Source organism: Shinella sp. Sh6 (assembly GCF_055392685.1).
Genome location: NZ_AP044005.1, coordinates 1,021,309 through 1,047,122, shown reverse-complemented (window position 1 = coordinate 1,047,122; position 25,814 = coordinate 1,021,309). Strand labels below are relative to the sequence as shown.

Annotated in this window: 27 protein-coding genes; 10 read left to right on the top strand and 17 right to left on the bottom strand. The window is 66.9% G+C overall.

Features of this window, described 5'->3' with window-relative positions; all coding sequences use genetic code 11:
• Positions 1 to 23: 23 nt before the first annotated feature.
• Together ACZ5TO_RS05015 and ACZ5TO_RS05010 are read right to left on the bottom strand one after the other, a co-directional pair.
• Positions 24 to 1,919 carry an ABCB family ABC transporter ATP-binding protein/permease gene (locus ACZ5TO_RS05015; RefSeq protein ID WP_464799777.1) on the bottom strand — a complete coding sequence of 632 codons (1,896 nt, stop codon included), beginning with the start codon at positions 1,917 to 1,919 and terminating at the stop codon, positions 24 to 26.
• Positions 1,920 to 2,053: 134 nt separating this feature from the next.
• Complete coding sequence (locus ACZ5TO_RS05010; RefSeq protein WP_464799776.1) at positions 2,054 to 4,426, bottom strand: LysM peptidoglycan-binding domain-containing protein; 2,373 nt, start codon at positions 4,424 to 4,426, stop codon at positions 2,054 to 2,056.
• A 162-nt stretch (positions 4,427 to 4,588) separates the two neighbouring features.
• Between ACZ5TO_RS05010 and ACZ5TO_RS05005 the strand changes: the two genes are divergently transcribed.
• A complete protein-coding gene (locus ACZ5TO_RS05005; RefSeq protein WP_184144664.1) occupies positions 4,589 to 5,209 on the top strand; it encodes an LOG family protein in 621 nt (206 codons plus the stop codon).
• Between the two features lie 207 nt (positions 5,210 to 5,416).
• On the opposite strand, the gene rarD is transcribed toward ACZ5TO_RS05005, so the two are convergent.
• The 8 genes from rarD to cysS all read right to left on the bottom strand — a co-directional run bounded on the left by rarD (position 5,417) and on the right by cysS (position 12,352).
• The gene (rarD, locus tag ACZ5TO_RS05000) at positions 5,417 to 6,346 is read right to left on the bottom strand and encodes an EamA family transporter RarD (protein WP_464799775.1); all 930 of its coding nucleotides are present in this window, start codon (positions 6,344 to 6,346) and stop codon (positions 5,417 to 5,419) included.
• Positions 6,347 to 6,452: 106 nt separating this feature from the next.
• Positions 6,453 to 6,878 (bottom strand): PIN domain-containing protein, encoded by a 426-nt coding sequence (locus ACZ5TO_RS04995; protein ID WP_464799774.1) that lies wholly within the window; start codon positions 6,876 to 6,878, stop codon positions 6,453 to 6,455.
• Positions 6,878 to 7,117: a type II toxin-antitoxin system VapB family antitoxin gene (locus tag ACZ5TO_RS04990; protein ID WP_464799773.1), complete on the bottom strand. Its 240-nt coding sequence runs from the start codon at positions 7,115 to 7,117 to the stop codon at positions 6,878 to 6,880. The genes ACZ5TO_RS04995 and ACZ5TO_RS04990 overlap by 1 nt, the downstream gene beginning before the upstream one ends.
• A 60-nt stretch (positions 7,118 to 7,177) precedes the next feature.
• Entirely contained in the window at positions 7,178 to 8,794 is a 1,617-nt protein-coding gene (cimA, locus tag ACZ5TO_RS04985) for a citramalate synthase (RefSeq protein WP_464799772.1), read from the bottom strand.
• A gap of 219 nt (positions 8,795 to 9,013) precedes the next feature.
• A complete protein-coding gene (gene pip / locus ACZ5TO_RS04980) occupies positions 9,014 to 9,973 on the bottom strand; it encodes a prolyl aminopeptidase (protein ID WP_464799771.1) in 960 nt (319 codons plus the stop codon).
• The gene (locus ACZ5TO_RS04975; protein WP_184144670.1) at positions 9,970 to 10,443 is read right to left on the bottom strand and encodes a GFA family protein; all 474 of its coding nucleotides are present in this window, start codon (positions 10,441 to 10,443) and stop codon (positions 9,970 to 9,972) included. Before ACZ5TO_RS04975 ends, pip begins: the two co-directional genes overlap by 4 nt.
• The gene (locus tag ACZ5TO_RS04970) at positions 10,440 to 10,922 is read right to left on the bottom strand and encodes a GFA family protein (protein WP_464799770.1); all 483 of its coding nucleotides are present in this window, start codon (positions 10,920 to 10,922) and stop codon (positions 10,440 to 10,442) included. The genes ACZ5TO_RS04975 and ACZ5TO_RS04970 overlap by 4 nt, the downstream gene beginning before the upstream one ends.
• On the bottom strand, positions 10,919 to 12,352 hold the full coding sequence (gene cysS / locus ACZ5TO_RS04965) for a cysteine--tRNA ligase (RefSeq protein WP_464799769.1): 1,434 nt from the start codon (positions 12,350 to 12,352) through the stop codon (positions 10,919 to 10,921). The genes ACZ5TO_RS04970 and cysS overlap by 4 nt, the downstream gene beginning before the upstream one ends.
• A 407-nt stretch (positions 12,353 to 12,759) precedes the next feature.
• Here cysS and ACZ5TO_RS04960 point away from each other — a divergent pair, with 407 nt between their 5' ends.
• Positions 12,760 to 12,939, top strand: coding sequence for a hypothetical protein (locus ACZ5TO_RS04960; RefSeq protein WP_464799768.1), 180 nt, complete (start codon positions 12,760 to 12,762; stop codon positions 12,937 to 12,939).
• Between the two features lie 5 nt (positions 12,940 to 12,944).
• Here ACZ5TO_RS04960 and ACZ5TO_RS04955 read toward each other — a convergent pair whose 3' ends face one another.
• Positions 12,945 to 13,724, bottom strand: coding sequence for an SOS response-associated peptidase (locus ACZ5TO_RS04955; RefSeq protein WP_464799767.1), 780 nt, complete (start codon positions 13,722 to 13,724; stop codon positions 12,945 to 12,947).
• Positions 13,725 to 13,783: 59 nt separating this feature from the next.
• Between ACZ5TO_RS04955 and ACZ5TO_RS04950 the strand changes: the two genes are divergently transcribed.
• The 8 genes from ACZ5TO_RS04950 (at position 13,784) to ACZ5TO_RS04915 (ending at position 19,347) form a co-directional block, all read left to right on the top strand.
• Positions 13,784 to 14,218, top strand: coding sequence for an NUDIX domain-containing protein (locus ACZ5TO_RS04950; RefSeq protein WP_464799766.1), 435 nt, complete (start codon positions 13,784 to 13,786; stop codon positions 14,216 to 14,218).
• Entirely contained in the window at positions 14,215 to 14,631 is a 417-nt protein-coding gene (locus ACZ5TO_RS04945) for a TIGR02301 family protein (RefSeq protein ID WP_464799765.1), read from the top strand. The genes ACZ5TO_RS04950 and ACZ5TO_RS04945 overlap by 4 nt, the downstream gene beginning before the upstream one ends.
• A 92-nt stretch (positions 14,632 to 14,723) precedes the next feature.
• Positions 14,724 to 14,993, top strand: a complete 270-nt coding sequence (locus ACZ5TO_RS04940; protein ID WP_184144678.1) for a hypothetical protein — start codon at positions 14,724 to 14,726, stop codon at positions 14,991 to 14,993.
• A 16-nt stretch (positions 14,994 to 15,009) separates the two neighbouring features.
• Positions 15,010 to 15,783: a hypothetical protein gene (locus ACZ5TO_RS04935; protein ID WP_464799764.1), complete on the top strand. Its 774-nt coding sequence runs from the start codon at positions 15,010 to 15,012 to the stop codon at positions 15,781 to 15,783.
• Between the two features lie 340 nt (positions 15,784 to 16,123).
• Positions 16,124 to 16,969, top strand: a complete 846-nt coding sequence (ygfZ, locus tag ACZ5TO_RS04930) for a CAF17-like 4Fe-4S cluster assembly/insertion protein YgfZ (RefSeq protein WP_464799763.1) — start codon at positions 16,124 to 16,126, stop codon at positions 16,967 to 16,969.
• A gap of 241 nt (positions 16,970 to 17,210) precedes the next feature.
• Positions 17,211 to 17,837: a YfbR-like 5'-deoxynucleotidase gene (locus ACZ5TO_RS04925; protein WP_464799762.1), complete on the top strand. Its 627-nt coding sequence runs from the start codon at positions 17,211 to 17,213 to the stop codon at positions 17,835 to 17,837.
• Between the two features lie 2 nt (positions 17,838 to 17,839).
• Positions 17,840 to 18,373 (top strand): tyrosine phosphatase family protein, encoded by a 534-nt coding sequence (locus tag ACZ5TO_RS04920; protein ID WP_464799761.1) that lies wholly within the window; start codon positions 17,840 to 17,842, stop codon positions 18,371 to 18,373.
• Positions 18,370 to 19,347: an NUDIX hydrolase gene (locus tag ACZ5TO_RS04915; protein ID WP_464799760.1), complete on the top strand. Its 978-nt coding sequence runs from the start codon at positions 18,370 to 18,372 to the stop codon at positions 19,345 to 19,347. Before ACZ5TO_RS04920 ends, ACZ5TO_RS04915 begins: the two co-directional genes overlap by 4 nt.
• A 6-nt stretch (positions 19,348 to 19,353) precedes the next feature.
• Here ACZ5TO_RS04915 and ACZ5TO_RS04910 read toward each other — a convergent pair whose 3' ends face one another.
• From ACZ5TO_RS04910 to ACZ5TO_RS04885, 6 genes are all read right to left on the bottom strand, one after another.
• Entirely contained in the window at positions 19,354 to 19,866 is a 513-nt protein-coding gene (locus tag ACZ5TO_RS04910) for a superoxide dismutase family protein (protein ID WP_464799759.1), read from the bottom strand.
• Between the two features lie 60 nt (positions 19,867 to 19,926).
• On the bottom strand, positions 19,927 to 20,832 hold the full coding sequence (gene nadC, locus ACZ5TO_RS04905) for a carboxylating nicotinate-nucleotide diphosphorylase (RefSeq protein ID WP_464799758.1): 906 nt from the start codon (positions 20,830 to 20,832) through the stop codon (positions 19,927 to 19,929).
• Entirely contained in the window at positions 20,829 to 21,233 is a 405-nt protein-coding gene (locus tag ACZ5TO_RS04900; protein ID WP_464799757.1) for an endonuclease domain-containing protein, read from the bottom strand. The genes nadC and ACZ5TO_RS04900 overlap by 4 nt, the downstream gene beginning before the upstream one ends.
• A gap of 212 nt (positions 21,234 to 21,445) precedes the next feature.
• The gene (locus tag ACZ5TO_RS04895) at positions 21,446 to 23,044 is read right to left on the bottom strand and encodes an L-aspartate oxidase (RefSeq protein WP_184144687.1); all 1,599 of its coding nucleotides are present in this window, start codon (positions 23,042 to 23,044) and stop codon (positions 21,446 to 21,448) included.
• A 162-nt stretch (positions 23,045 to 23,206) separates the two neighbouring features.
• Positions 23,207 to 24,286 carry a quinolinate synthase NadA gene (nadA, locus tag ACZ5TO_RS04890; RefSeq protein ID WP_464799756.1) on the bottom strand — a complete coding sequence of 360 codons (1,080 nt, stop codon included), beginning with the start codon at positions 24,284 to 24,286 and terminating at the stop codon, positions 23,207 to 23,209.
• A gap of 151 nt (positions 24,287 to 24,437) precedes the next feature.
• Entirely contained in the window at positions 24,438 to 25,673 is a 1,236-nt protein-coding gene (locus ACZ5TO_RS04885) for an MFS transporter (RefSeq protein WP_464799755.1), read from the bottom strand.
• Between the last annotated feature and the right edge of the window lie 141 nt (positions 25,674 to 25,814).

The window sequence follows — 25,814 nt, the reverse complement described above, 5'->3', positions numbered from 1 at the left end:
CGATTGCCCTGCTCCCCGGCCGGTCACTCCGCCGCCGGCGCGCCGCGCAGGACGATGCCCAGCTCGTCGCTCTCGCGTACCTGCTTCAGCCGCTCCTCGACCTCGACGGCCTCGCGCTGGCGGTTCCACATGGAGGCGTAGAGGCCGTCCTCGCGGTCCATCAGTTCGCCATGCGTGCCGCGCTCGGCGATCACGCCGTCTTTCAGCACGATGATCTCGTCCGCCGAGATGACGGTGGACAGGCGATGGGCGATGACGAGCGTGGTGCGGTTCTTCGAGACCACGTCGAGGGCGGCCTGGATTTCCTGCTCCGTGCGCGTGTCGAGTGCCGAGGTCGCCTCGTCGAGGATAAGGATCGGCGGGCTCTTCAGGATCGTGCGGGCGATGGCGACGCGCTGCTTCTCGCCGCCGGAGAGCTTCAGCCCGCGCTCGCCCACCATCGCCCTGAAGCCTTCCGGCAGGTGGCGGATGAAGGGGCCGATCTGCGCGGCCTCGGCGGCGGCGGCCACCTCCTCGTCGGTCGCACCCGGGCGGCCGTAGCGGATGTTGTAGGCGATGGTGTCGTTGAAGAGCACGGTATCCTGCGGCACCATGCCGATGACCTTGCGCAGGCTCTTCTGCGTGACGTCGCGCACGTCCTGCCCGTCGATGGTAATCGTCCCCTCCTGCACGTCGTAGAAGCGGTAGAGCAGGCGCGAGAGCGTCGACTTGCCGGCACCGGACGGGCCGACGACCGCGACGGTCTTGCCCGCCGGCACGTCGAAGGTGATACCTTTCAGGATCGGCCGGGCCGGATCGTAGGCAAAATGCACGTCCTTGAAGGAGATCGCGCCGTCGGTGACGACGAGTTCGCGGGCATCCGGCTTGTCCTGCACCTCCGCCTCCACTTCGAGGAGCTCGAACATCTGCTCGATATCCGTGAGGCCCTGGCGGATTTCGCGGTAGACGAAGCCGATGAAGTTGAGCGGGATGGCGAGCTGGATCAGCATCGCATTGATGAAGACGAAGTCGCCGACCGACTGGTCGCCGCGCTGCACGGCCATCGCCGACATCGCCATCATCACCGCCATGCCGAGCCCGAAGATCAGCGCCTGGCCGAAGTTCAGCCAGCCGAGCGAGGTCCACACCTGCGTCGCCGCCTTCTCGTAGCGCTCCATCGACTGGTCGAAGCGGCGGGCCTCCATCTCCTCGTTGCCGAAATACTTCACGGTCTCGAAGTTGAGCAGCGAATCGATGGCCTTGGTGTTCGCCTCCGTGTCGCTGTCGTTCATGGAGCGGCGAATGGAGATGCGCCAGTCGCTCGCCTTGACCGTGAACCAGATATAGAGCCAGACCGTTGCGGCGGTGACGAGGAGATATTGCAGGCCGTAGCCGCGCCAGAAGACGACGGCGGTCAGAAGGAACTCGATGAAGGTCGGCACGGAATTGAGGATCGTGAAGCGCACGATGGTCTCGATGCCCTTGGTGCCGCGCTCGATGACGCGCGAAAGGCCGCCCGTGCGCCGCTCCAGATGGAAGCGCAGCGACAGGCGGTGCAGGTGCACGAAGGTGCGGTAGGCGAGCTGGCGCACCGCATATTGCCCGACGCTGGCAAAGAGCGCGTCGCGAAGCTGGTTGAGCCCCGCCTGCACGATACGCGCGCCGTTATAGGCGAAAACCAGCATGACCGCGCCGAGAAGGAACGTCGGCAGCAGGCTGACGGCATCCGGCTTGTCGTTCAGCGCGTCGGTCGCCCATTTGAAGAAATAGGGAACGAGCAGCAGAACGATCTTGGAGGCGAGCAGGAAGACCGAGGCCCAGACGACCCGCATCTTCAGGTCCGGCCGGTCGGAGGGCCACATGTAGGGCCAGAGGTTCACGAGGGTGTGGAACGGATTGCTGCTGTCGGCCGAAATCGTCTTCTTCGTCGTCGTCGCCACGCTGGCCTCCGCCGGGTGTTGCCCGGCTCACGTCTGGTTGCCCGAATGAAAATGCGGCGCCCGACGGGGCGCCGCAGGATGCAGATAGGACCTCGCCGGCCACTTCGCAACGGCCGGCGGGAAATTGATGGGCGTCAATCGCCGTGGACGTGCTTGCGGTGCATCTCTTCCGCCTCGGCGTCGCTTTCCATCGTCTTGTCCGGAATGCCGAAGACCTGGCCGGGGATGATGCGGTCCGGATCGCTGATCTGGTCCTCGTTGGCGAGGTAGATCGTCGTGTAGCGCACGCCCTTGCCGTAGATGCGGCGGGAGATCTGCCAAAGCGTATCGCCGCGGCGGATGATCACCGACGTCTTGCTCGCCTGGAGCGGCGCCTGCTCGACGGTCTGCGGCTCGTCGGCCGCCGCCTCGCCCCCGGTCTTATCTTCCGCCGTCGCGGCGCTCTCGCTGCCGGCCGTCGCCGCACCGGCTGCGGTGCCGCTTTCGGTCCTGGCCGCGCCGTTGTCGGCGGTCACGGCCGTGGCGGCATCCTGCGTTGTCGTCGCAACGGCCTCGGCGGCGGCCGTCAGCGACGGCATGCCCTCGAGCGCGGCGAGCGCCTGCTGGTAGGCCTCACGGCCCGCGCCGGCCGGAACGGCGGCAAGGCGGTCGAGCGCCGTCGACGCCCAGCCCTTCAGCCCTTCGATGGCCGCGGCGACATCGCTTGCGGTGCCGGCCGGCGGCGCGAAGCCGACGATGCGCTTCAGCACGCCTTCGAGCGCGCTGCGGGCGGTCTCTATCTCGCCGGACGTCGCGTTGCGGCCGTCGGCGAAGAGACCGGCGAACTGCTGGCGCAGCGTGGTCGCCCGGCCCGTCAGCGCCTCGATCGTGTCGTCGGTCGCGGCCGAGACGTCGCCGGCGGCGACATGGGCCTTCTCGATGGCGGGCGCCAGTGCGTCGGCCACGGCCGTCTCGATGGAGCCGAGGGCCGCACCGACCGCCGAGGCATCCGCCGGCAGCGCCTGAAGGCGGGCGAGCGCCGCCGCGGCCGCGGCGGAGGCCTTGGCGGCCATCTGGCGGGCCGAGGCGCCCTCTTCGTCGCCCGGCCGGAACTCGGCGAGCGATTTCAGCGCGATTTCCGTCGCCGAGCGGGCCGCGGCCAGCTCCTCGGCGCCCGGCACGCGGCCGTTGGCGTAGAGCCCCTTGAGAAGGGCGAGCGCCTTGTCCGCCTCGCCGCGCAGCTTGTCGAACGTGCCGCCGCCGATGAGGCCGAGCGCCGTATCGGTATCGGGAGCCGCGGCATGGTCGTCTTGCGCCACGACGGCGACCTGCTCGCCCTCCGGCCGGTCGAAGGGCACGGAGGCGCGCAGGTCCACCTTGGCGCCGTCCGCGCTCATCACGTCGGCGCGAACCGCATGGCGGCCGACGGAAAGCGTGATGGCGCCATCGACGACATAGCGTCCGGCCTCGTCCGCCTTCGCTTCGCCCACCAGCTTGTCGTCGGCATAGATGCGCACGAGCGCGCCGGGCTTCGTCGTGCCGGCGACGAACATGTGGTCGCCTTCGAGCTCCACCGCGGAAACGCGGATCTGCGCCTTGGCGTCGCCTGCCGGCGTCGCGGCGTCGGTCGTCGTTGCGGCAGCCTCCGGCGTCGCAGCCGCCGTTTCGGTGCCTGCGGCTTCGGTGCCGGCCTTCGTATCGGTCGCGTCCGCCAGCGCCTCGCCGGCAGCCTTCGCCGCCTCGCCCGTCGCTTCCGCGACATCGCCGGCAACCGACTTCGCCGCCTCGGCGACGTCGTCCGTGGCAGCCTTGGCCGCTTCCACCGTCTCGGCGACGGCCTTCTTGCCGCCGACATCGGGAACCGTGATCAGGCGGCTCGCCTCGCCGGGCTTGGACACCATGGCGAGCAGTTCGCCGCTGCCGTCCTTCGGCACGGAAACCGTCGCAACCTCCTCGGAGGCCTTGGAGTCACCCTTGTCGTCCTTGGTGTTCAGCGTGAGCTCGTAGTCGCCCGCGGCGAGCGGCTGGTCGAAGACTGCCGCGAAATCGCCGCTGGGGCCGATATCGGCCGTGGCGACGACCGTGTCGCCGTTGCGGATCTCCAGCGTCGTGTTCGGCTGGCCGCGGCCGGCGATGACGGTGGAACCGTCCGGCTCGACGCGCAGCACGTCGAAGCCCGGCGTCACCCAGCCCGCGGTCGGGTCGGCGGGCGCCGCCTCGGTTTTCTCCGTTTCCGCCTTCGCCGTGTCGGCGGTCGCGGTCTCCGCGCCCGTCGTGCTTTCGGCCAGCTTTTCCTGCGTGGCGGTCGCCTCGGCCCCCGTTACGGCCTCGCCTGCCGCGTTCGTGCGGGCCTGCTTGCCGCCGGCCGTCGTCGTCTCGCCGCCGGTCTCGGCCGGCTTGTCGGTCAGGGTCGCGACGGGCGTTTGCGCCGGCTTGTCCTTGTTCATATTGGGCAGCACGAAGAAAACCATGAGCAGCGTCGCCGCCGCCAGCACGATCAGGGCCACGAGGCCAGTCCTGTTCTTCATCTTCAACTCTCTATCTATCCCGGTTTTCCGGGGAGTCCCTGCCGAAATTGCTATCGATTTCCAGTGTCTTGCACAAGGTTGCCGGGCCGTTCGGCGGCCCTCGCCGCCGCTTTTCCCGTCATTATCCTTGACGGGCTGCCGGCCGGGTGGCTGAATCCGGCCATGAGCGAACATACCCTACCGATTCGATCCGTCTGCGTTTACTGCGGTTCCCAGCCGGGACGCGATTCCGCCTATGTCGACGCCGGCCGGCGCCTCGGCAAGGCGATGGCCGAAAACCACCTGCGCCTCGTCTACGGCGGCGGCACGAAGGGCCTGATGGGCGCCGTTGCCAGCGGCGTGCTTTCCAACGGCGGGCGCGTCACCGGCATCATACCGCAATTCCTCATGGAGAAGGAGGCCACCCGGCACTCCCTCGGCCAGCTCAGCGAACTCATCGTCACGCCCGACATGCACGAGCGCAAGCACAAGATGTTCGACCGCGCGGACGCCTTCATCGCGCTTCCGGGCGGCATCGGCACGCTGGAGGAAATCGTCGAGGTGATGACCTGGGCGCAGCTCGGTCGCCACCGCAAGCCAATGGTCTTCGCCAATACCGGCGGTTTCTGGGATCCGATGCTGAAACTCATCCGCCACATGGCCGACGAGGGCTTCATCCACACCGCCCATCTCGTCCAGCCGATGGTCATCGACGAGCCGGAAGAGATCGTCAGCGCCCTCCTCGACCACTGGGCCAGCCAGGTCGACCGCGAGGGCGAAGCCGAGATCATCGCCCGGCTCTAGGCACCCCAAGCTTCGCAACCCAGCGCTGATGGCCTTGCGCCCAGCGCCGAGCGGCCTCGCACATCCCTCTCTTCCGTCATCCTCGGGCTCGACCCGAGGATCCACACGGCACCCGCAGCATGGATGGTCGGGTCAAGCCCGACCATGACGACGGTAAGGGATGCGAGCTTGGATAAGCGCAATCCAAGCAGGAATAACTTCCGCCCCTCACTCCGCTGGAGCAAGCCGCTTTGCGCGCGCCATGCGCAGCATCGAACCCGAATAGAGGAAGAGCGCCGCCCAGATGAAGGCGAAGGCGACGAGCTTGGTGGTGCCGAAGGGCTCGCCGAAGGCGAAGACGGCGATGATGAAGATCATCGTCGGGGCGATGTACTGCATGATGCCGATGGTGGAGAGCTTCAGGAGCTTCGCGCCGTTGGCATAGATCATCAGCGGTATGGCGGTGACGATGCCGCAGGACAGCAGCCACAGGACGTCGGCCGTGCCGGTGTCGCCGAAATGCCCGCGCCCCGTCACCTCCAGCCACACGACATAGCCGAGCGCCGGAACGCTGAGCAGCAGCACCTCCAGGAAGAAGCCCTGGTTCGGCCCGATCGGCAGCGTCTTGCGGAAGAAGGCGTAGAAGCCCCAGGAAAAGCAGAGGCCGAGCGACACCCACGGCAGGCCGCCCGCATCGAAGGCGAGGATCGCCACGGCGCAGGCCGCAAGGCCGATCGCCACCATCTGCGCCGGGCTCGGCTTTTCCTTGAGCAGCACCGCGCCGAGGAAGATCGAGAAGAGCGGATTGATGTAATAGCCGAGCGCCGTCTCGATCGCCCTGCCCGCGCCGATCGCCCAGACATAGATGCCCCAGTTGACGGTGATCAGCACGGCCGTCAGCGTCGCCATGGCGATCATGCGCGGCGAGCGCAGCGCCGCCTTCACCTCCGACGTGCGGCCGAGCCAGACGAGCACGAGGCCGGCAAGCGGCACCGACCAGATGATACGGTGCGCCACCACTTCGGGCGCGGGAATATGCGCGACGGCCTTCATGAAGAAGGGCAGGAAGCCCCAGAGCAGATAGGCCACCAGCGCGAACATGAAACCACGCGGCGAATCGCCGGTCTTGGTGGCGCCGGAGGCGTTTTCATCGGCCATCGTGTCGTTTCCCGTCAAAACATCGGATTTGCGCCGGAATACTCCAACACCCGTGAATGCACCAATTCATTCCGGTGAAGGGAGAATGAACCGCGCTGAACCGCAGCTACTGCGCCGAGAGGCCGAGAACGACGAGGCCGGTCGAAAGGAAGCCTGCATCCTTCGTGAGGATCGGCACGCCCTGGCGCCTTGCGACAGCGTAGTGGAAACAATCGGCCATGTTGAGGGCGCGGTTGCGCTCGGCGTCGCTGACGGTATGGCGACCGTTCGTCTCGAAGATCGCCAGTGCCAGCGCCTCGTCCTCCGGCTCGACCGGCAGGACATCGATGCCGGCGACTTCGACGAATTCCCGGACGACGGCCCTTGCCTCATTCATCGAAAGGCCGGTCTTGCGGAAGAGGCCGACCGATGCCTCCCAGGTAGCCATGACGGAGGTAATCCTGCGCCGGGCGTCCTCGATGAGGCCTGCATGGATTTCGCCGCCGTCTTCGCCGGTCAGGATGGCGATCATCACCGATGCGTCGACGAACATCAGTATTCGCCGCTCAGTTCATCGAAAAAAGCCTTGTCCGCGGCAAGGCCGGTCGGTTGCCGGGCCGCCACGCGGCCACGGAGCGGCCCAAGCCTCTCCCATAGGGAGGGCTGTCCATCGGAACGGCGCAGCTCGTTCTCAAGCGCGATGCGCACTGCCTCGGTCTTGGTGACACGCCGGCGCGTTGCCAGCTTTTCGGCCAGCACGTCCACCTGCCGGTTGCGGATATTGAGCGCCATGGCGTTCTCCCTGTGTAGACAATATGGCATCGTCTACACGGGAAATCAAACACCCCTCACCTATTCCGCCGCCACCCGGCCCGCCTCGCCGCGGTTCTTCAGGAGCTTGTAGACGATCGAGTCCATCAGGGCCTGGAAGGAGGCGTCGATGATGTTGTCGGAGACGCCGACCGTCCACCAGCGGGCGCCGGTGGCGTCGGCGGATTCGATGAGGACGCGGGTGATGGCCTCCGTGCCGCCGTTGAGGATGCGCACCTTGTAGTCGGCAAGCTCGAGGTCGGCGATTTCGCTCTGGTACTTGCCGAGGTCCTTGCGCAGGGCAAGGTCGAGCGCGTTGACCGGGCCGTGACCCTCGGCGACGGACATCATGGTCTCACCGTCGACGATCAGCCGCACCACCGCCTCGGAGACGGTCTTGAGCTGGCCGTTGACGTCGTAGCGGCGCTCCACCATCACGCGAAAGCTTTCGACATGGAAGAAATCCGGCACCGAGCCGAGCGTGCGGTAGGCGAGAAGCGCAAAGCTCGCATCCGCACCCTCATAGGCATAGCCGGTCGCCTCGCGCTCCTTGACGATCTGGATGAGGCGGTCGAGCTTCGGATCGTCCTTGGCGACGGCGATGCCGCGCAGCTTCAGCGCATTGATGAAATTCGCCTTGCCGCCCTGGTCCGACACCATGACCTTGCGCAGGTTGCCGACGCTTTCGGGCGTCACATGCTCGTAGGTGCGCGGGTCCTTGAGGAGCGCGGAGGCGTGGATGCCGGCCTTGGTGGCGAAGGCCGAGGCGCCGACATAGGGCGCCTGCTGCTCCGGCGAGCGGTTCAGCAACTCGTCGAAGGTATGCGCGAGCTTGGTGAGGCCGGCGAGCTTTTCCGTGTCGATGCCGATCTCGAAGCGGCTGTTATACGCTTCCTTCAGCGCGAGCGTCGGGATGAGGGTCACGAGATTGGCGTTGCCGCAGCGCTCGCCGATGCCGTTCAGCGTGCCCTGGATCTGGCGCACGCCGGCCTCGACGGCGGCAAGCGAATTGGCGACGGCCTGTCCCGTATCGTTATGGGCGTGGATGCCGAGGTTTTCGCCCGGCACGCCGGCCGCGATCACCGCCGCGACGATCTCGCGGATTTCGGAGGGCTGCGTGCCGCCATTGGTGTCGCACAGGACGACCCAGCGCGCGCCGGCGGAAAACGCCGTCTTCGCGCAGGCGAGCGCATAGGCGGGATTGGCCTTGTAGCCGTCGAAGAAATGCTCGCAATCCACCATGGATTCGCGGCCGGAGGCGACGACGGCCTTCACGGATTCGGCGATGCTCTCGAGGTTCTCCTCGTTGGAACAGCCGAGCGCCACGCGCACATGATAGTCCCAGCTCTTGGCGACGAGACAGATCGCATCGCTCTTCGAATCGAGGAGCGCGGCAAGGCCGGGATCGTTGGAGGCGGACACGCCGGCGCGCTTCGTCATGCCGAAGGCGACGAATTTCGCGCGGCCCGTGCGCTTCTTCGCGAAGAAAGCCGTATCCGTCGGATTGGCGCCCGGATAGCCGCCCTCGACATAGTCCAGCCCGAACTCGTCCAGCATGGTGGCGATGGCGATCTTGTCCTCGACGGAAAAATCGATGCCCGGCGTCTGCTGGCCGTCGCGAAGCGTGGTGTCGAAGAGGTGGATACGGTCTTTTCTCATGGGTTCCCTCCCGGGAGGCAATCTTTCAGATATGCGGATGCGATACCCCCCTCTGGCCTGCCGGCCATCTCCCCCTCAAGGAGGGAGATTGGCAAGTGGGACCAACATTGCTCCATCCTCATCGTTCGAGATGGGCGAGACGTGACAACAAGTCAATCTCCCCCCTTGAGGGGGAGATGGCCGGCAGGCCAGAGGGGGGTGAAAGCGGCACGCACGGCGCTAGACCTTACCCGCGAACATGTCGGTCGCGTAGATCAGGCGGTCGAGGATGCCGGGTTCGGAATAGGCGTGGCCGGCGCCCTCGATGAGGTGGAATTCGGCGTCCGGCCAGGCCTTGTGCAGCGCCCAGGCGTATTTCGCCGGGCACGGCATGTCGTAGCGGCCATGCACGATCACGCCGGGAATGCCGGCGAGCTTGTGCGCCTCGCGCAGGAGCTGCCCTTCCTCCAGCCAGCCGGCATTGACGAAGAAATGGTTCTCGATGCGGGCGAAGGCGTGGGCGTAGTCCTCCTCGGCGAAGGGATCGCTCGTCGCCGGCTCGGGCAGAAGCGTGATCGTCTCGCCTTCCCACAGGCTCCAGGCCTTGGCGGCGGCGAGGCGCGTCGCCCTGTCCTCGCTCGTCAGGCGGCGGTGATAGGCCAGCATCATCTCGTGGCGCTCTTCCGGCGGGATGGGCTCCACGAAACGCTCCCACTTGTCCGGGAACATTTCCGAGACGCCGAACTGGTAGTACCAGTCGAGCTCGGCCTTCGTCAGCATGTAGATGCCGCGCACGACGAGTTCGCTGACGCGTTCCGGATGTTTCTGCGCATAGGCGAGCGCCAGCGTCGAGCCCCAGGAGCCGCCGAAGACCAGCCACTTTTCCGCACCCGCCATCTCGCGCAGCCGCTCGATATCGGAAACGAGGTGCCAGGTCGTGTTGGCTTCAAGCTCCGCATGCGGCGTGGACCTGCCGCAGCCGCGCTGGTCGAACAGCGTCACGTCGTAGAGCTTCGGGTCGAACAGGCGGCGATGGTTCGGCGAGATGGTACCGCCCGGCCCGCCGTGCAGGAAGACGGCGGGCTTTGCGCCGGGCGTGCCGACGCGCTCCCAGTAGATCGTGTGCCCGTCTCCGACGTCGAGATGGCCCGAGGCATAGGGTTCGATCCCGGGATAGAGGGTACGCAACGTTTCGCTCATAGTTTCAGTCCGTGGGCCGGCCAGTTTTCCGTCTCATGGTCGGGATGCTGGAAGGAGATGATCTTCTCCTGCTGGCTGTAGAAATCCGGGTCGTCATGCACGGGCGCGGAAAAGATCGTCTCCACCCAGGGCAGGCGCGCGGAATAATTGACCTGGATCTGCGGGGCGAGGTCGTCGCGCTCGTCGAAGGCGCCGATGGCGATCTCGATACCGCCCGGATGCCTGTAGGTCAGCGGCGTGCCGCAATGCCTGCAGAAGCCGCGGGCGATATTGATCGAGGACTGGAAATAGGCCGGCTCCTCGCGCGTCCATTCCACCTCGCCCTTGGCGGTGACGAGCGGGCCGAAGAAGCCGCCGAACTGCTTCTGGCACATGCGGCAATGGCAGATCGACGGGCGGCCGAGCTCGCCCCGGATGCGGAAGCGGACGGCGCCGCACTGGCAGCCCCCGGTACGGAAGGTTTCGGTCATCTCTGTTCCTCCGGTGGCCATTTGTCGGTGTCGTGGTCGGGGTGCTGATAGGAAACGAGGTCGGCGAGGAAGGACGCCGCCTCCGCATCCGCCATGGTGTCCTCGCCCGGCAGCGCGGCGATCGTGTCGACATAGGGCAGCTTCGCCTCGATGCCCCACTGGATGCGCGGGGCGATCTCCGCCGGATCGTCGAACGTGGCGATGGTCAGCGCCACGCCGTCCGGCGCCTCGTAGGTCAGCGGCGTGCCGCAATCGGCGCAGAAGCCGCGATAGCCGTGGTTCGACGAGCGAAAACGCTTCGGCTCGCCCCGCGTCCAGGCGAGCTTCGCGCCGCGCACGGAAACGAGCGGCAGATAGAAATTGCCGGCCGCCTTCTGGCACATGCGGCAATGGCAGACCGACGCATCCCCAAGCGCGCCCTCGACATGAAAGCGAACCGCACCGCACTGGCATCCGCCGGTGTAGAAGGGTGTGGTCACCGCTTGACCTCCCAGGTCGTCACGCGCTCGCCGGTGGACGGGTCCTTGCCGTCCTTGAGCTGGATGCCCCTGGTGGCGAGGTCGTCGCGGATCTTGTCGGCTTCGGTGAAGTTCTTTGCCTTCAGCATTTCGAGGCGGAGCTGGATGACGGCGTCGATGCTGTCTTCCAGCGCCTTGGAGACCTCGGCCTTCTTCGGCAGGACGCCGAGGAGGGCGGCGCTGGCGGCGAAGACGGGCAGCATCAAGGGGTCGGCGTTGGCGCATTGGGCAAGCGCATGAAGCGCCTGCACCGCGCCGACGGTGTTGAGGTCGTCGAGAAGGGGCGCAAGGACGGTGCCGTCGACGCGGCCTTCGGCGGGGTTGCCGCCGGCCGGCCACTTGGCGAGGAGGCGCTCGGCCTCCTCCAGCCGCTTGACGGAGAAGTCGATCGGTTCGCGGTAATGCGTCATCAGCATGGCAAGGCGCAGCACTTCGCCCGGCCACTTGCGCCCGCCGAACTTCTCCTCGTGCAGCAATTCGTGGATCGTGACGAAATTGCCCTCCGACTTCGACATCTTGCGGCCTTCGACCTGCACGAAGCCGTTGTGCATCCAGACGTTCGCCATGACCTTCGTGCCGTGGGCGCAGCGCGACTGGGCGATCTCGTTCTCGTGGTGCGGGAAGATGAGGTCGAGCCCGCCGCCGTGGATGTCGAACGTCTCGCCGAGATAGGCCGCCGACATGGCCGAGCACTCGATATGCCAACCCGGCCGGCCTCTACCCCAAGGAGACTGCCAGCCCGGTTCCTCCGGCGAGGAGAGCTTCCAGAGCACGAAGTCGCCGGGGTTCTTCTTGTGCACGTCGACGGCGACGCGGGCGCCGGCCTGCTGTTCGTCGAGATTGCGCTTCGAAAGCTGGCCGTAGTCGGCCATCGAGCCGGTGTCGAACAGCACTTCGCCATTGGTTTCATAGGCATGGCCGCGCTCGACGAGACGCTGAATGAGCGTGATCATGTCCGCCTTGCCGTCCGCGCGCGGCTGGACGAACTCGGTGGCGCGCGGCTCGTGCGTCGGGGCGATCGCGCCGAGCATTTCGATATCCGAATGGAACTGGTTCGCCGTCTTCTCCGTCACGCGGCGGATCGCCTCGTTCAGCGACAGCGAGCCGTCCGCGATCTGCGGACCGAAGTCGCGCAACGCCCGCGCGTTGATCTTGTCGTCCACGTCGGTGATGTTGCGGGCATAGGTGACGTGGCTTTCGCCGTAGAGATGGCGCAGCAGCCGGAACAGCACGTCGAAGACGATGACCGGGCGGGCATTGCCGATATGGGCGAAGTCGTAGACCGTCGGGCCGCAGACATACATGCGCACATTGTCGGAATCGATCGGAGCGAAGGGCTCCTTCGACCGCGTGAGCGTGTTGTACAGCGACAGGACCGGCTTTTCGGCCATGAGAATCTCCCAAAATGCGTAAACCCGGCTGGCCGGGTCGTTGTCATCCGGGGATTTTGAGGGACGAAAACGGCCAGGCCAGCGCGTGCGCTAGCGAATAATGCTCCGGCGAATGCAGAGTACCGTTTTCATGGCCTGCTTTATCGCGCCCTCCACGCGCCCGGTCAAGCGGGCGGGTGCGAAAATCCCGCTCCTCCCGGCCGGCCAGACAGGCCCCGAAGGCGGGCGGCGGGAAACCATTGTTAGCCGCCGTCACAATTCTTGACCGCCAATCCCGCCGTTTGCCGCAGAGCGATCAAGATTTGAGCAGAATTTGGCCGAATGGGCCGCATAATCACATCGCTCGTCAGGGCGGCGCCTGGGGAATCAAAGGCGCCTGCTCAATGAGCCATCATCAGGAGAGTGACATGTCGACCGCAAGGAAACCCGCCCAACCCGCCGCCAGCGAGACGCTGCAGGCGCGCTACAAGCCGCTCGGCCTTCCGGCCGTCGTCGCGGCGACCCGGTGCAGGGCGGAAACCAAGGCCAAGGACGAGCAGCGCACGCCGCGCGAAATCCCCGCTGTCCTCCAGCCGCTCTACGAATAAACGGCTCAGAACAGCGAAAGCTGGTCGGGCTTTTGCCCGGCCTTCGGGGGCGCGTCTGCGCCCTTCTTCGTTTCCGGTTCCGCGATCTCCTCCACCGGCTCCAGGATGTCCGGCCCCATGTTTGAGACCTTGCCCACCTTGTCCGACACCGGGATCGCCTCGAAGAAGCCTTCCTCGATGGGCCGCATCAGGTCTTCCACCTCGCGCGGCTCCTGCGTCTTGCAATCGAGCCAGCGGGAAAAATCCTCCGGGCGGATGACGACGGGCATGCGGTCGTGGATGCGGGCGATATCGGCATTGGCGGCCGTCGTCAGGATGGCGCCGGTATCGACTTCCGAACCGTCCGCGGACGACCATGTCTCCATCAGGCCGGCGAAGGCGACGATCTCGCCCCTCTTCGGGCGGATGAAATAGGCCTGCGCCTTCGCGCCCTTGTCCGCCGGCCGTCGCCATTCGAAGAAGCCGGAGGCCGGCACGAGGATGCGCCGATGCCGCATGGCGGCGCGGAACGAGGCCTTGCCGATCGCCGTTTCGGCGCGCGCGTTGATCAGCAGCGGAAAATCCTGCGGATCCTTCACCCAGCCGGGCATGAAGCCCCAGCGCACCAGAAGCGCCTTGCGCTCCGGCAGGTTGCTGCCGGGCACCTGCCTGTCGCCGGCCACGACGACGAGGATCGGCTGCGTCGGGGCGATGTTGTAGCGCGCCGGCGGCTCCTCCAGGTTCACGAGATTGAGGAACTCGCGGAGAAGGTCGGCCCTGGCCAGCAATGCGAAGCGTCCACACATGGCGTCGTCATCGCACTTTGCCTATAAGGGGTCAACGACCCACCCGAACCGGACCCGCGATGAAGACGTCGAAGATGCCCCAGCCCGCCTCCTCCGCCATCGTCGAGCGCGACGGGCGCTACCTGCTCGTGCTGCGCACCAAGCCGCCGTCGGACGCGATGTACGCCTTTCCGGGCGGGCGCGGCGAGCCGGGCGAGAGCCCGGCCGAGACGGCGCTGCGCGAACTCTTCGAGGAAACGGGCCTGCGCGCCGAAAAGCCGGTGCTCTTCGCCACCTACGACCTGCCCGGCCGCGAAGACGGCCCCGGCAGCCCCTCCTTCTTCCTCTCCGTCTTCAAGGTGAAGGCGGACGAGAACGCGGTCGCCGTCGCCGCGGACGACGCGGCAAGCGTCGGCTGGTACACAGCGGGCGAGATCGAGAAGATGCCGGCGCCCGACAGCGTGCGCGAATGCATCCGCCGCCTGGAAGCCGAGCGCGCGGAGCTTTCCGCATGAGGCTCCGCCCCGCGCTCCTCCTGCTCCTCGCCCTTGCCGCCCCCGCTTTCGCCCAGTCGGCGAAGGACGACAAGGCCGCGCAGACACCCGAGGCGGCCGTGGAAAAGCCGGCGCCCTATGACGAGCGGCTGGAGCGGCTGTCGGAAATCCTCGGGGCGGTGAGTTACCTGCGCAATCTCTGCACGGACAAGGCGGAGGACGAGTGGCGCGGCTCCATGCAGCGCCTCATCGACCTCGAAGCGGCAGGCGAGCCGAAGCGGCAGGAACGGCTGACGGCGGCATTCAACCGTGGATACCGCTCCTTTGCGGCCATCTATACGGCTTGCACCGACTCGGCCGTTGTCGCAGAAGGAAGATACCGTGCCGAAGGAGCAACACTTGCCACGGAAATTACCGCAAGGTTCGGGAATTAGCGATTAATTAACCTGTTTTTCCAGCAGCCAGTGCCGTTTTGGGAAAAGGCTGCTAAGGTCGTTAACAGTCAAGTAAGAACTGAATGCCTCGCATGGACCGATCTATGGAACCTACTCTCAACGATATCGACGAGATGATCGTGCACGAGAAGATGCAGGCCGCTCTGGAATACCAGAACGAGGCTTGGGCCGATGGCATGGCGGACGGCATCGAGGCGGAAATCATCGCCGATGCAGCCATCGCGCTCGCCTTGCGCGAGACGATCCGGGTCCATGGCGAGCGCGGCGCGGAAGCCTTGCTTGATTCGCTGCGCGAGCGCATGCTGGCCGGAGAATTCTCCCCCGAGCGCATCCTGCAATAGGCTGGAAAGACACATCATGCAGACGAAGGCTGACGGCAAGAAGCTGCTTCGCGGCAGCCTTATCGCGTTCACCGTACTCTTCGGCACGACGGCGCTCACCCTGCCCTTGCGCCCCGCCTTCGCCCTCAGCGAGCTGAGGCACGAACAGGGCGTGGCGCAGCAGAAGCCCGCCGAAGAGGAGAAGGCCGCACCGGCCGAGACGGAGCAGGACGGAGAGGAAGCAAGCCCCCTCGAACTGCCGCTTCCCGATCCCATCGTCCGCAAGAACCAGGCCGTGACGGAGCCCGCGGACGACGCGCCCGCCGAGGACGAGCCGCAGACGCCGGTCGAGGTGTTCTACGATATCGAGAAGGCGCCGGAGCCCGTTCGCCGCATGCGCCAGCTCATCGTCGAGGCGGCCGCCTCCGGCGATATCGAGCGCCTTCGCCCGCTGCTCGGCAAGGGCGTGACGCAGACGCAGGTCTCCATGGTCGAGAGCGAGGAGGGCCCGGTCGAGACGCTGAAAGGCCAGTCCGGCGATCCGGACGGCATCGAGGTGCTCGCCATCCTGCTCGACGTGCTCTCCACCGGCTTTGCCCATGTCGGCGCCGGCACGCCGGACGACATGTATGTCTGGCCCTATTTCGCCGAAAAGCCGCTCGCCAGCCTGACGCCGCCGGAAAAGGTGGATCTCCTGCGCCTCGTGACCGCCGGCGACTACGCCGACATGCAGGAATTCGGCAGCTACAATTTCTACCGCGTCGGCATCACGCCGGACGGAGAATGGAAGTTCTTCGTCACGGGTGAGTGAACCCGGCTTTTTTAGTTCGTACGACGGCGGCCCATTTTCCCTCACATCTGGAGCTTGCCCCTCACCCTAACCCTCTCCCCGCAAGCGGGGAGAGGGGACTTGCCCTACTAACCGCTTTTGTTTGAGGAAACCGGCGCGGCGTATCCCCTTCGCCCCGCTTGCGGGGAGAAGGTGGCCGGCAGGCCGGATGAGGGGCTGCCTTTCTACGCGTTGCCTATACGAGAGAAAAAGCCCCGCACCTTGCGAAAGCGGCCCTGCCGTTCTACCTCTGTTTCCAAAGGCGCAGCGATGCGCCGCCTGCCGCCGGCCCCTGCCGGCGCGCGCAAAACTGGATCGAAACATGCCTTCCGTCACGCTTTCCGGCCGCGCCTTTCTCCGCCTTTCCGGCAAGGATGCCGAGACTTTCCTGCAAGCCCTGATCACCACGGACCTGCCGTCCCTGCCCGAAGGCGAAATCCGCCCCGGCGCGCTTCTGACGCCGCAGGGCAAGATCCTGTTCGACTTCCTCATCCGCCGCGACGGCGCGGACGCCTTCCTGATCGAGACGGGCGCAGAGCAGCGCGACGGGCTGCTGAAACGCCTCACCCTCTACAAGCTGCGCGCCGCGGTGGACCTCGCCGCCGTTAAGGGCGACGCGGTGACCGTGGCATGGGATGCGCCCGAGGCGGATGCGCCGCGCGACGCCCGTTTCGCCGCCGCAGGCCTGACGGTCTCCCGCCGGCCGGGCGCGGGCGGCGCCGATGCCCCTACTCTTTACGACGGCCTTCGCATTGCCGCCGGACTTCCCGAATCCGGCCGGGACTACGCGCTTTCCGACGCCTTCCCGCATGACGTGCTGCTCGACCGCAACGGCGGCCTTTCCTTCCGCAAGGGCTGCTATGTCGGGCAGGAGGTCGTCTCCCGCATGCAGCATCGCGGCACGGCGCGCCGCCGCCCGGTCATCGTCAAGGCCGAAACCGCCCTTCCCGAGACCGGCACGGAGCTTCTTGCCGGCGGCAAGCCCATCGGCACGCTCGGCACCGTCTCCGGCCCCCTTGGCCTCGCCATCGTGCGCCTCGACCGTGCGGCGGACGCCATGCGCACGGGCACGCCGATTACCGCGGGCGACGTGCCCGTGACGCTGGAGCTTCCCGCCTGGACCGGCCTCGCCTTCCCCGAGGAAGCCGCCGAGGCGCCGGCGCAATGAGTGCGGATTCGTTGCCGTCGCGGCGGGTGCCATACCCCCCTCTGGCCTGCCGGCCATCTCCCCCTCAAGGGGGGAGATCGGCGAGTGGCCCGCTCCCTGCTCAACCTCCGACGTTAAAGAAGGGCGAAGCAGTGCCCCATCCAATCTCCCCCCTTGAGGGGGAGATGGCCGGCAGGCCAGAGGGGGGTGAGCGCCGAGCACCGCGCGAAAAGGAGGCCGGCATTTCCGGCCACGCATCCCAATGACCGCCCCCCGCGCGAAAACCGAGCCGCGCGCATGGCAGCGCATGCTGTCCGGCCGCCGGCTCGATCTTCTCAACCCTTCGCCGCTCGACATCGAGCTTTCCGACATCGCGCACGGCCTTGCCCGCGTCGCGCGCTGGAACGGGCAGACGCATGGCGACCATGCCTTTTCCGTCGCGCAGCATTCGCTCGTCGTGGAGGCGATCTTTCGCCGGCAGAACCGCTGCGATGCGGGCGAATGTCTCGTGGCGCTGCTGCACGACGCGCCGGAATACGTGATCGGCGACATGATCTCGCCCTTCAAGGCGGTCGTCGGCGGCGGCTACAAGACGGTGGAGAAGCGGCTGGAGGCCGCCATCCACCTGCGCTTCGGCCTGCCGCCCGCAACGCCCGCCGCGCTGAAGGCGAAGATCAAGAAGGCCGACCAGGTCGCCGCCTTCTTCGAGGCGACGGAGCTTGCCGGCTTCTCCCATGCCGAGGCGACGAAATTCTTCGGCGCGCCGCGCGGCGTCACGCGCGACATGCTCGACATCGCCCCCATGCCGGCAACGCAAGCGCAGGCGCGCTTCTGCGAGCGTTTCGCGGCGCTGGAAGAGGAGCGCGGCCTTCCCGCCGCGGCGGTGTGAGGATGGGCCGGATCGTCGTCGCCCCCCTTCCGAAGATCGCCGAGCTCGCCGTCCGGCACGGCTGCCGCGAAATGGTGAGCCTCGTCGCGCCGAGGCAGGATTTCCACCGCCCGGCCGTGATCTCCGCCGGCCGGCACCTCATCCTCGGCGTCAACGATATCGCCTTTGCCGGCACGGGCAAACTCGTCGCGCCCGGCGAAGAGCATGTGGCGGCCATTCTCGCCTTCGCCCGCGGCTGGGACCGGCAGGCGCCGCTTCTCGTCCATTGCCAGATGGGCGTTTCCCGCTCGCCGGCCGCCGCCCTCCTCATCGCGCTCGCCGTGGAGCCGGATCAGGACGACCACGCGCTGGCGCTGCGCCTGCGGCAGGCCTCCGTGCAGGCAACGCCGAATGCGCGGCTCGTCGAGATCGGCGACCGTGTGCTGGATCGCGGCGGGCGGCTCGTCGCCGCCGTCCGGGCCATCGGGCGCGGGGCGGACTATGTCGGCGACAGCCCCTTCGTCTTTTCCGCCGTGCCGGAGCGGGGCGGACCATGACGGACGCCCTTACCCGCCCGCCTGTCGAGATCGGCCTCAATGCGGCGGTCGTCGCCATTTCCGGCCGCAGCCCGTCGATCCTCGCGGTCGCCGGCGAAGGCCCGGGTGCGCGCGACGCGCTGCCCTTCGGCCCCTTCGCCCCGCAGCAGCACCGCACCTTCGAGGCGAGCCTGCGCGCCAGCGTGGAGGCGCAGACGGCGCTGAAGCTCGGCTATATCGAGCAGCTCTACACGTTCGGCGACCGCGGCCGCCAGAAGCTGCCCGACGAGGCCGGCACGCACATGGTCTCCGTCGGCTATCTCGCACTTGCCCGCACGGACGACGAGGCGAACGAGCGGCTGGCCGAGGCGGGCGCGGCCTGGCGCGACTGGTACACCTATCTTCCCTGGGAGGACTGGCGGCAGGGCCGGCCGGCCATGCTCGACCAGGTCATCCTGCCGGCGCTGAAATGCTGGGCGGGCGATGCCCTGCGCGAAGAGCGGGCGGCCTCCACGCCCCCGCCGCTCACCCGCGTGCGCCTCGCCTTCGGCCTCGACGATTTCCCCTGGGACGAGGAGCGCGTGCTGGAGCGCTACGAACTGCTCTACGAAGCGGGCCTTGCCGAGGAGGCGGTGACGGACGGGCGCGCCCGGCCCGGCCAGCCCTCGCCGGGCGTCGCCATGCGGCACGACCATCGCCGCATCCTCGCCACCGCCATGGCGCGGCTGCGCGGCAAGATCAAATACCGTCCGGTGATCTTCGAGCTGATGGCGCCGGAATTCACCCTCACCGAGTTGCAGGCGACCGTGGAGGCGATCTCCGGCCGGCACCTGCACAAGCAGAATTTCCGCCGCCTCGTCGAGGGCGCGGAACTGGTCGAGCCGACGGGCGCCTCCACCTCCGCGACGGGCGGGCGGCCCGCCGCCCTCTTCCGCTTCCGCCGCCGTATCCTCGAGGAGCGCCCCGCGCCCGGCCTCAAGGTCGGAACGCGCTGAGAACCGCTACTTGATCACCGCGCAGGCGATCCGGTCGCCCGCCCCGCCGGCCGGGTCCGTGCGGTAGTCGTCGGAGCCGGCATGGACGATCAGCGCGCGGCCGCGGATGCCGCGCTCGGCATCGTCGAGGCGCACCATGGTAGAATAGATCTGCGCGCGCAGGATGCCGTCGTCGCCGACATACTGGTTCGGCAGGTCGCCCGCATGCGGGCCATCGGCGGAGGCGAAGCCGTGCTTCCTCTCATCCGGATTGAAATGGCCGCCGGCCGATTCGTGGCCGCCCGTGGGATCGCAGGCCCCCTTCTCATGGATGTGCAGCGCCACCCATTTGCGCGGGGTGAGCCCGGAGATCTCCACCTCGAACAGCACGCCCTCGGGGCCCGCGGTCAGGTGCGCGCGGCCGGTCTCGGTGCCGGCGCGGTCGACGAAATTGGCCTCGGCCGTGTTCTTCGTCTGCTGGGCGAAAGCCGGTGCGGCCAGGATTACCGCTGCGGCGGCAAGCGCGACGATCTTCGACATGATGCGTCCTCCGTTCAGGTGCTCAAGGAGCCGGAACGCATCGCGCTGTATGGTGTTCCGCTATCGCAGGACGATGTCGAGGCCGATGTCCAGCGTCGGCGCGGCCATGGTAATCTTGGAGGTCGAGATGTAGTCGACGCCCGTTTCGGCGATGGCGCGGATGGTGGCGATGTTCACGTTGCCGGAGGCTTCGAGCTTCACCCGGCGCGGATCGGCGGCATAGGCCTCGTCCGAAAGGCCGGCGCAGTCGCGGTTGATCTCGACGGCGCGGCGCAGCAGTTCCGGCCCCATATTGTCGAGAAGGATCACGTCGGGCTGCGCCTCCAGCGCCTCCTCCAGCTCCTCCAGCGTGGTCACCTCCACCTCCACCTTGACGAGATGGCCGGCAAAGGCCCGCGCGGCGCGGATGGCGCCGGCAACGCCGCCGGCGACGGCGATGTGGTTGTCCTTGATGAGGATGGCGTCGTCGAGACCGTAGCGATGCGAGGAGCCGCCGCCCATGCGCACGGCATACTTTTCGAGCGCCCTGAGGCCGGGGATCGTCTTGCGCGTGCAGCAGACCTTCGCCTTCGTATGGGCGATCTCGCCGGCAAAGCGTGCCGTATAGGTCGCAACGCCGCAAAGGTGCATGAGGAAGTTCAGCGCCACCCGCTCGGCCGAAAGCACCGCCCGCGCCGGGCCGGAGATCGTCGCGATCATCGTGCCGGGGGAAAGCCGGTCGCCGTCCTTCACGAAGGCCTCAAAGCGGATTGCCGGGTCCATCAGCCGGAAGGCGGCGCGCGCCAGATCGAGACCCGCGACGACCCCCTCCTCCCGCGCGTTCAGCTCCGCCGTCGCCGTCATCTCCGGCGCGATGGTCGCCTGGCTGGTGATGTCCCCGGCCCGGCCGAGATCCTCGACAAGCGCCGCACGCACCTGGTCCTCCACCATCAGCGGGGAGAGGACAGGGAGATGGGGGTGGGTCATGGGGATATCCTGTATTCCTGAGAAATTCTTTCTTCGAAGGCATCGAAACCGACAACGCGGAGAATGTGGGTGCACACGCCGTCGATGTCCTTCAGCACGTCGTCGTTCCAGAAGCGTAAGATCGTCCAGCCGAGCGCTTCGAGCTTATTGTTGCGTTCCTCATCCGACCTCAATGCGTCCGGTCTGGCATGCCCCGAACCATCGATTTCGACGATGATCTTATGCTCGGGACAGGCGAAGTCGACAATGTAGCCTGCTATCGGCATTTGCCTGCGGAAGCTCAGTCCCATGAGACGATGGGCACGAACCGCATTCCAGAACCGCAGCTCCGCATCCGTCATCGCCCGACGCATCCTGCGCGCGTTTCCGCGTGTTGTGGGGCGAACCTCGTGATGCGGCATTCGGTCCTCCTCTCATCGTCCTGCGGAGGCGCTACCCCCCTCTGCCCTGCCGGGCATCTCCCCCTCAAGGGGGGAGATCGGCTGGAAGCGAAAACACCCTTCAAACCGTAACGTCAAAGGAACGCGAAACAGTCCTCCAACCAATCTCCCCCCTTTGAGGGGGAGATGCCCGGCAGGGCAGAGGGGGGTGAACCACCACGGGCCGCCTCACCTCACGCCGCCGCCGTTTCCGCGACCTCCGCCACCACCTTCTCGGCATCGGCGAGCGTCAGGAAGGTGCGGTGCTTCCAGGCGGCCTTCTGCTCGGGGAAATCGGAGCGGAAGTGGCCGCCGCGGCTTTCCTCGCGCAGATAGGCCCCGACGGCGATCAGCTTGGCGGTGGTGACGATGTTGTGGAAGCGCATGCGGCTGTTCCCGCGCTCCAGCGCCGCGATCTCGCGGATGGCCGTCTTCAGGCCCTCGCGCTCGCGGATGACGCCGACGCAGTCGCTCATGACGCGGCGCAGGCGCTTCAGCGCGGCGCTGTCCTCCACCGTCACGAGGTCGTCGCTCTCGCCGGCATTCTGGCCCCAGTCGTTGGTCTTGGGCTCCGGCAGCATGCCCTTGATGTTTTCCGCGATGCGCGCGGAAAAGACGACGGCTTCGAGAAGCGAGTTCGAGGCAAGGCGGTTGGCGCCATGCACACCGGTCGAGGTGACCTCACCGGCCGCCCACAGGCCGTCGATGGAGGTGCGTCCCTCCCCGTCCGTCAGCACGCCGCCCATATGGTAGTGGACGGCGGGCACGACGGGGATCGGCTGCGTCACCGGATCGATGCCGGCCGCCTTGCAGGAGGCGTAGACGGTCGGGAACATGTCCGGGAAATGCGCCCCCACGGCCCTGGTGCAATCGAGGAAAGCGCCTCGGCCGGCCTGCACTTCGGCATAGACGCCGCGCGAGACGATGTCGCGCGGGGCGAGCTCCCCGTCCTCGTGGATATCCAGCATGAAGCGATGGCCGGCGGAATTGACGAGATGCGCTCCGTCGCCGCGCAGCGCCTCGGTGGCGAGCGGAGCGGGATCGCGGCCGATATTGATGGCGGTCGGGTGGAACTGCACGAATTCCGGATCGGCGATGATGGCGCCGGCGCGCGCGGCCATGCCGACGCCCTGCCCGCAGGCCTGCCACGGATTGGTGGTGACGGCGAAGAGATGGCCGACGCCGCCCGAGCACAGAACCACGGCGCGCGCCGGGAAATGCACGCGCTTCTTCGACTGGCCGGCATCCGGCCGCGCGACGACGCCGGCGATGAAGCGGCCCTCGCGCACCAGCTCCTCGACCACGTAGCCTTCCAGCACGCGGATCGACGGCGTCTTGCGCACGGCGGATATCAACGCCTCCATGATGGCCTTGCCGGCCATGTCGCCCTTGACGCGCACGATGCGCCGCTCCGAATGGGCGGCCTCGCGGGAAAGCATCAGCCTGCCCTCGAGGTCCCGGTCGAAGGGCACGCCGTAGTCGAGGAGGTCGTGGATGCGCGCGGGGCCCTCGGCCACCATGAAGCGCGCCATCTTCTCGTCGACGATGCCGGCGCCGGCCTCCAGCGTGTCGGCGACGTGCTTGTCGAAGGTGTCGCCGGGGCTCATGGCCGCCGCGATGCCGCCCTGCGCCCAGGCCGAGGATGCGCCCTGCCCGATGGGCGCGGCGGCAAGGACGGTGACGGGGCGCGGCGCGAGTTTCAGCGCGCAGAAAAGGCCTGCAAGCCCGCCGCCGACGATGACGATATCGTCGATGCCGTTCCAGGATTGCGGACGGAAGCTGTCGATGGGCATGCTGTTTTCCTCCTGCGCGCCGCGCCCCTCACCTGCCTGCCGGCATCCTCTCCCCGCAAGCGGGGCGAGGAGCGATGGGCTTACCGTTTTCCCCTTCTCACCGCAGCCAAGGAGAAGGTCCCGGCAGGGGGATGAGGGGCGACACCAAAGGCGCGCGCTCCACTACTGTTTCAAATTCACCATCCGCTCGACGGCGAGGCGGGCGCGGTCGGCGATTGCCGGGTCGACCAGGACCTCCTCCGTCATGGACACCAGGCTGTCGAGGATCTTCGGCAGCGTGATGCGCTTCATGTGCGGACAGAGGTTGCACGGCTTGACGAAATCGACGTCCGGAAGCTCCGCCTGGATGTTGGAGGCCATGGAGCATTCGGTGACGAGCAGCACGCGCGAGGGGCGATGGTCCTTCACGTAGTTGATCATGCCCGAGGTGGAGCCTGCGAAATCGCACACCTCGATGACGTCCGGGTGGCACTCCGGATGGCCGATGATCTCGATGCCGGGATGGGCTTCCTTGTAGGAAAGGAGCTCGGCCGCGGTGAAGCGCTCGTGTACCTCGCAGTGCCCCTTCCAGGTGAGGATCTTCTTGTTCGTCTGCCGGGCGACGTTGAGGGCGAGATATTCGTCGGGAATGCACAGCACCGTGTCGCTCGCAAGGCTCTCGACGACGGCGAGCACGTTGGAGGAGGTGCAGCAGATGTCCGTCTCCGCCTTCACGTCGGCCGAGGTGTTCACGTAGGTGACGACCGGAACGCCCGGATAGCGCTGTTTCAGGAGCCGCACATCCGCGCCGGTGATCGAATCCGACAGCGAGCAGCCGGCGCGCGAATCCGGGATCAGCACGGTCTTTTCCGGGTTCAGCAGCTTGGAGGTCTCGGCCATGAAGTGCACGCCGCACTGGATGATGATCTCGGCATCGACCTTGGCGGCATCGCGGGCGAGCTGGAGCGAATCGCCGACGATATCGGCGACGCAGTGGAAGATTTCCGGCGTCTGGTAATTGTGCGCGAGGATGACCGCGCCGCGCTCCTTCTTCAGCCGGTTGATGGCGGCGACATAGGGCGCATAGACCGGCCATTCGAAGGCGGGGATGAACTGCCTGACCTTCTCGTAGAGATGCTCGGTCTCGCGGGCGATCTCCGGCGTGAAGGCAAGATCCGGCTTATCGACGACGCCGAAGCGCTCCGCGGCGGTGAGCGGGCGAGCGGCTTCGGCTGCCTGCGCATGCTGGGCCAGAACGGTCATGGAACCCTCCTCTCAAGCTATTTTGCTCAAGTTGAGCATAATAGCCTTAAAACAAAACCGGCATTGCCGGTGGATCAGATTTAGAAACTTTCGTGACGCTTTGCAAGGCGCGCCGCCCGGAATCCTTTGCCGGGCGGCGCATTGTTTGCGATCAGGCCACGGCCGGGCGGGTAACGCCCTTCTCCTCGATCGGCCAATGGACGACGGCCGCGAAGAGGCCGAGCGCCACGCCCAGCCACCAGACCGGATCGTAGGTGCCGAAATGGTCGTAGAGGTAACCGCCCATCCATACGCCGAGGAACGAGCCGACCTGGTGCGACAGGAAGACGATGCCGCCGAGAAGGCCGAGATGGCGCGTGCCGAACATGATGGCGACGAGGCCGTTGGTCGGCGGCACCGTGGAGAGCCACAGGAGGCCCATGACGACGGCGAAGACGATGACCGAGACGGGCGACTTCGGCAGCAGGATGAAGGCCGACACGGCGACGGACCGGGCAAGGTAGATATAGGCGAGGAAATAGGGCTTGGAGTAGCGCTGGCCGATGAAGCCGGCGGCCAGCGAGCCGATGATGTTGAAGAAGCCGATCAGCGCCAGCGAGATCACGGCATAGCGGGCATCGATGCCGATGTCGCTGAGATAGGCCGGGAAATGCGCGGTGATGAAGGCGACCTGGTAGCCGCACACGAAGAAGCCGGCGACGAGCAACAGGTAGCTGCGGTAGCCGAGCGCCTCGCGCAACGCCTCGCCGATGGTCTGCTTGTATTCGCTCGCCGCAGTGATGCCGGAGGAGGAATTGCCGCGCAGCGGAATGGCGATGACGGGCACGGCAAGCATCAGGATGCCGAGATAGACGAGGCTGTCCGACCAGCCGAAGGCGCTGATGAGGCCCTGCGAGAGCGGCGCGAAGAGGAACATGCCGGCCGAGCCCGCCGCCGTGCAGATGCCGAAGGCCATGGAGCGCTGCTCGGGCGTCACGTTGCGCGCGAAAGCGGAAAGCAGGATGCCGAAGGAGCCCGCCCCGACGCCGAGGCCGACCAGCACGCCGCCGCCGACATGCAGCCAGAGCGGCGATGTGCCGAGCGACATGAGGTAGAGGCCGAGCGCATAGACGAGGCCGGAGATCAGGAGCACGCGCCAGGTGCCGAACTTGTCGGCGATGGCGCCGAAGAAGGGCTGGCTGACGCCCCAGGCAAGGTTCTGCAACGCCATGGCGAGGCCGAAGGTCGTGCGGTCCCAGCCGGTATCCTGGAGCATCGGAAGCTGGAAGAAGCCCATCGCCGAGCGCGGGCCGAAGGTGAGCACGGCGATCAGCGAGCCGGCGAGGATGATGAGCCAGGGCATCGGCCGGGCCGCGGCGGAAGCGGTTTCAGGACGGGAAGCGGGCATGGAACTGTCTCCAAAATCGGAGGCGCAATCTAAGGCGAGCCATTGATAAATAGAAATGAATTTAATTGAGCGGGCGATCAGCCCGATTGATGAGATGAGGCGGTCCGGCAAACCCGCGGTTCGACTTGACGCGCCATCGAT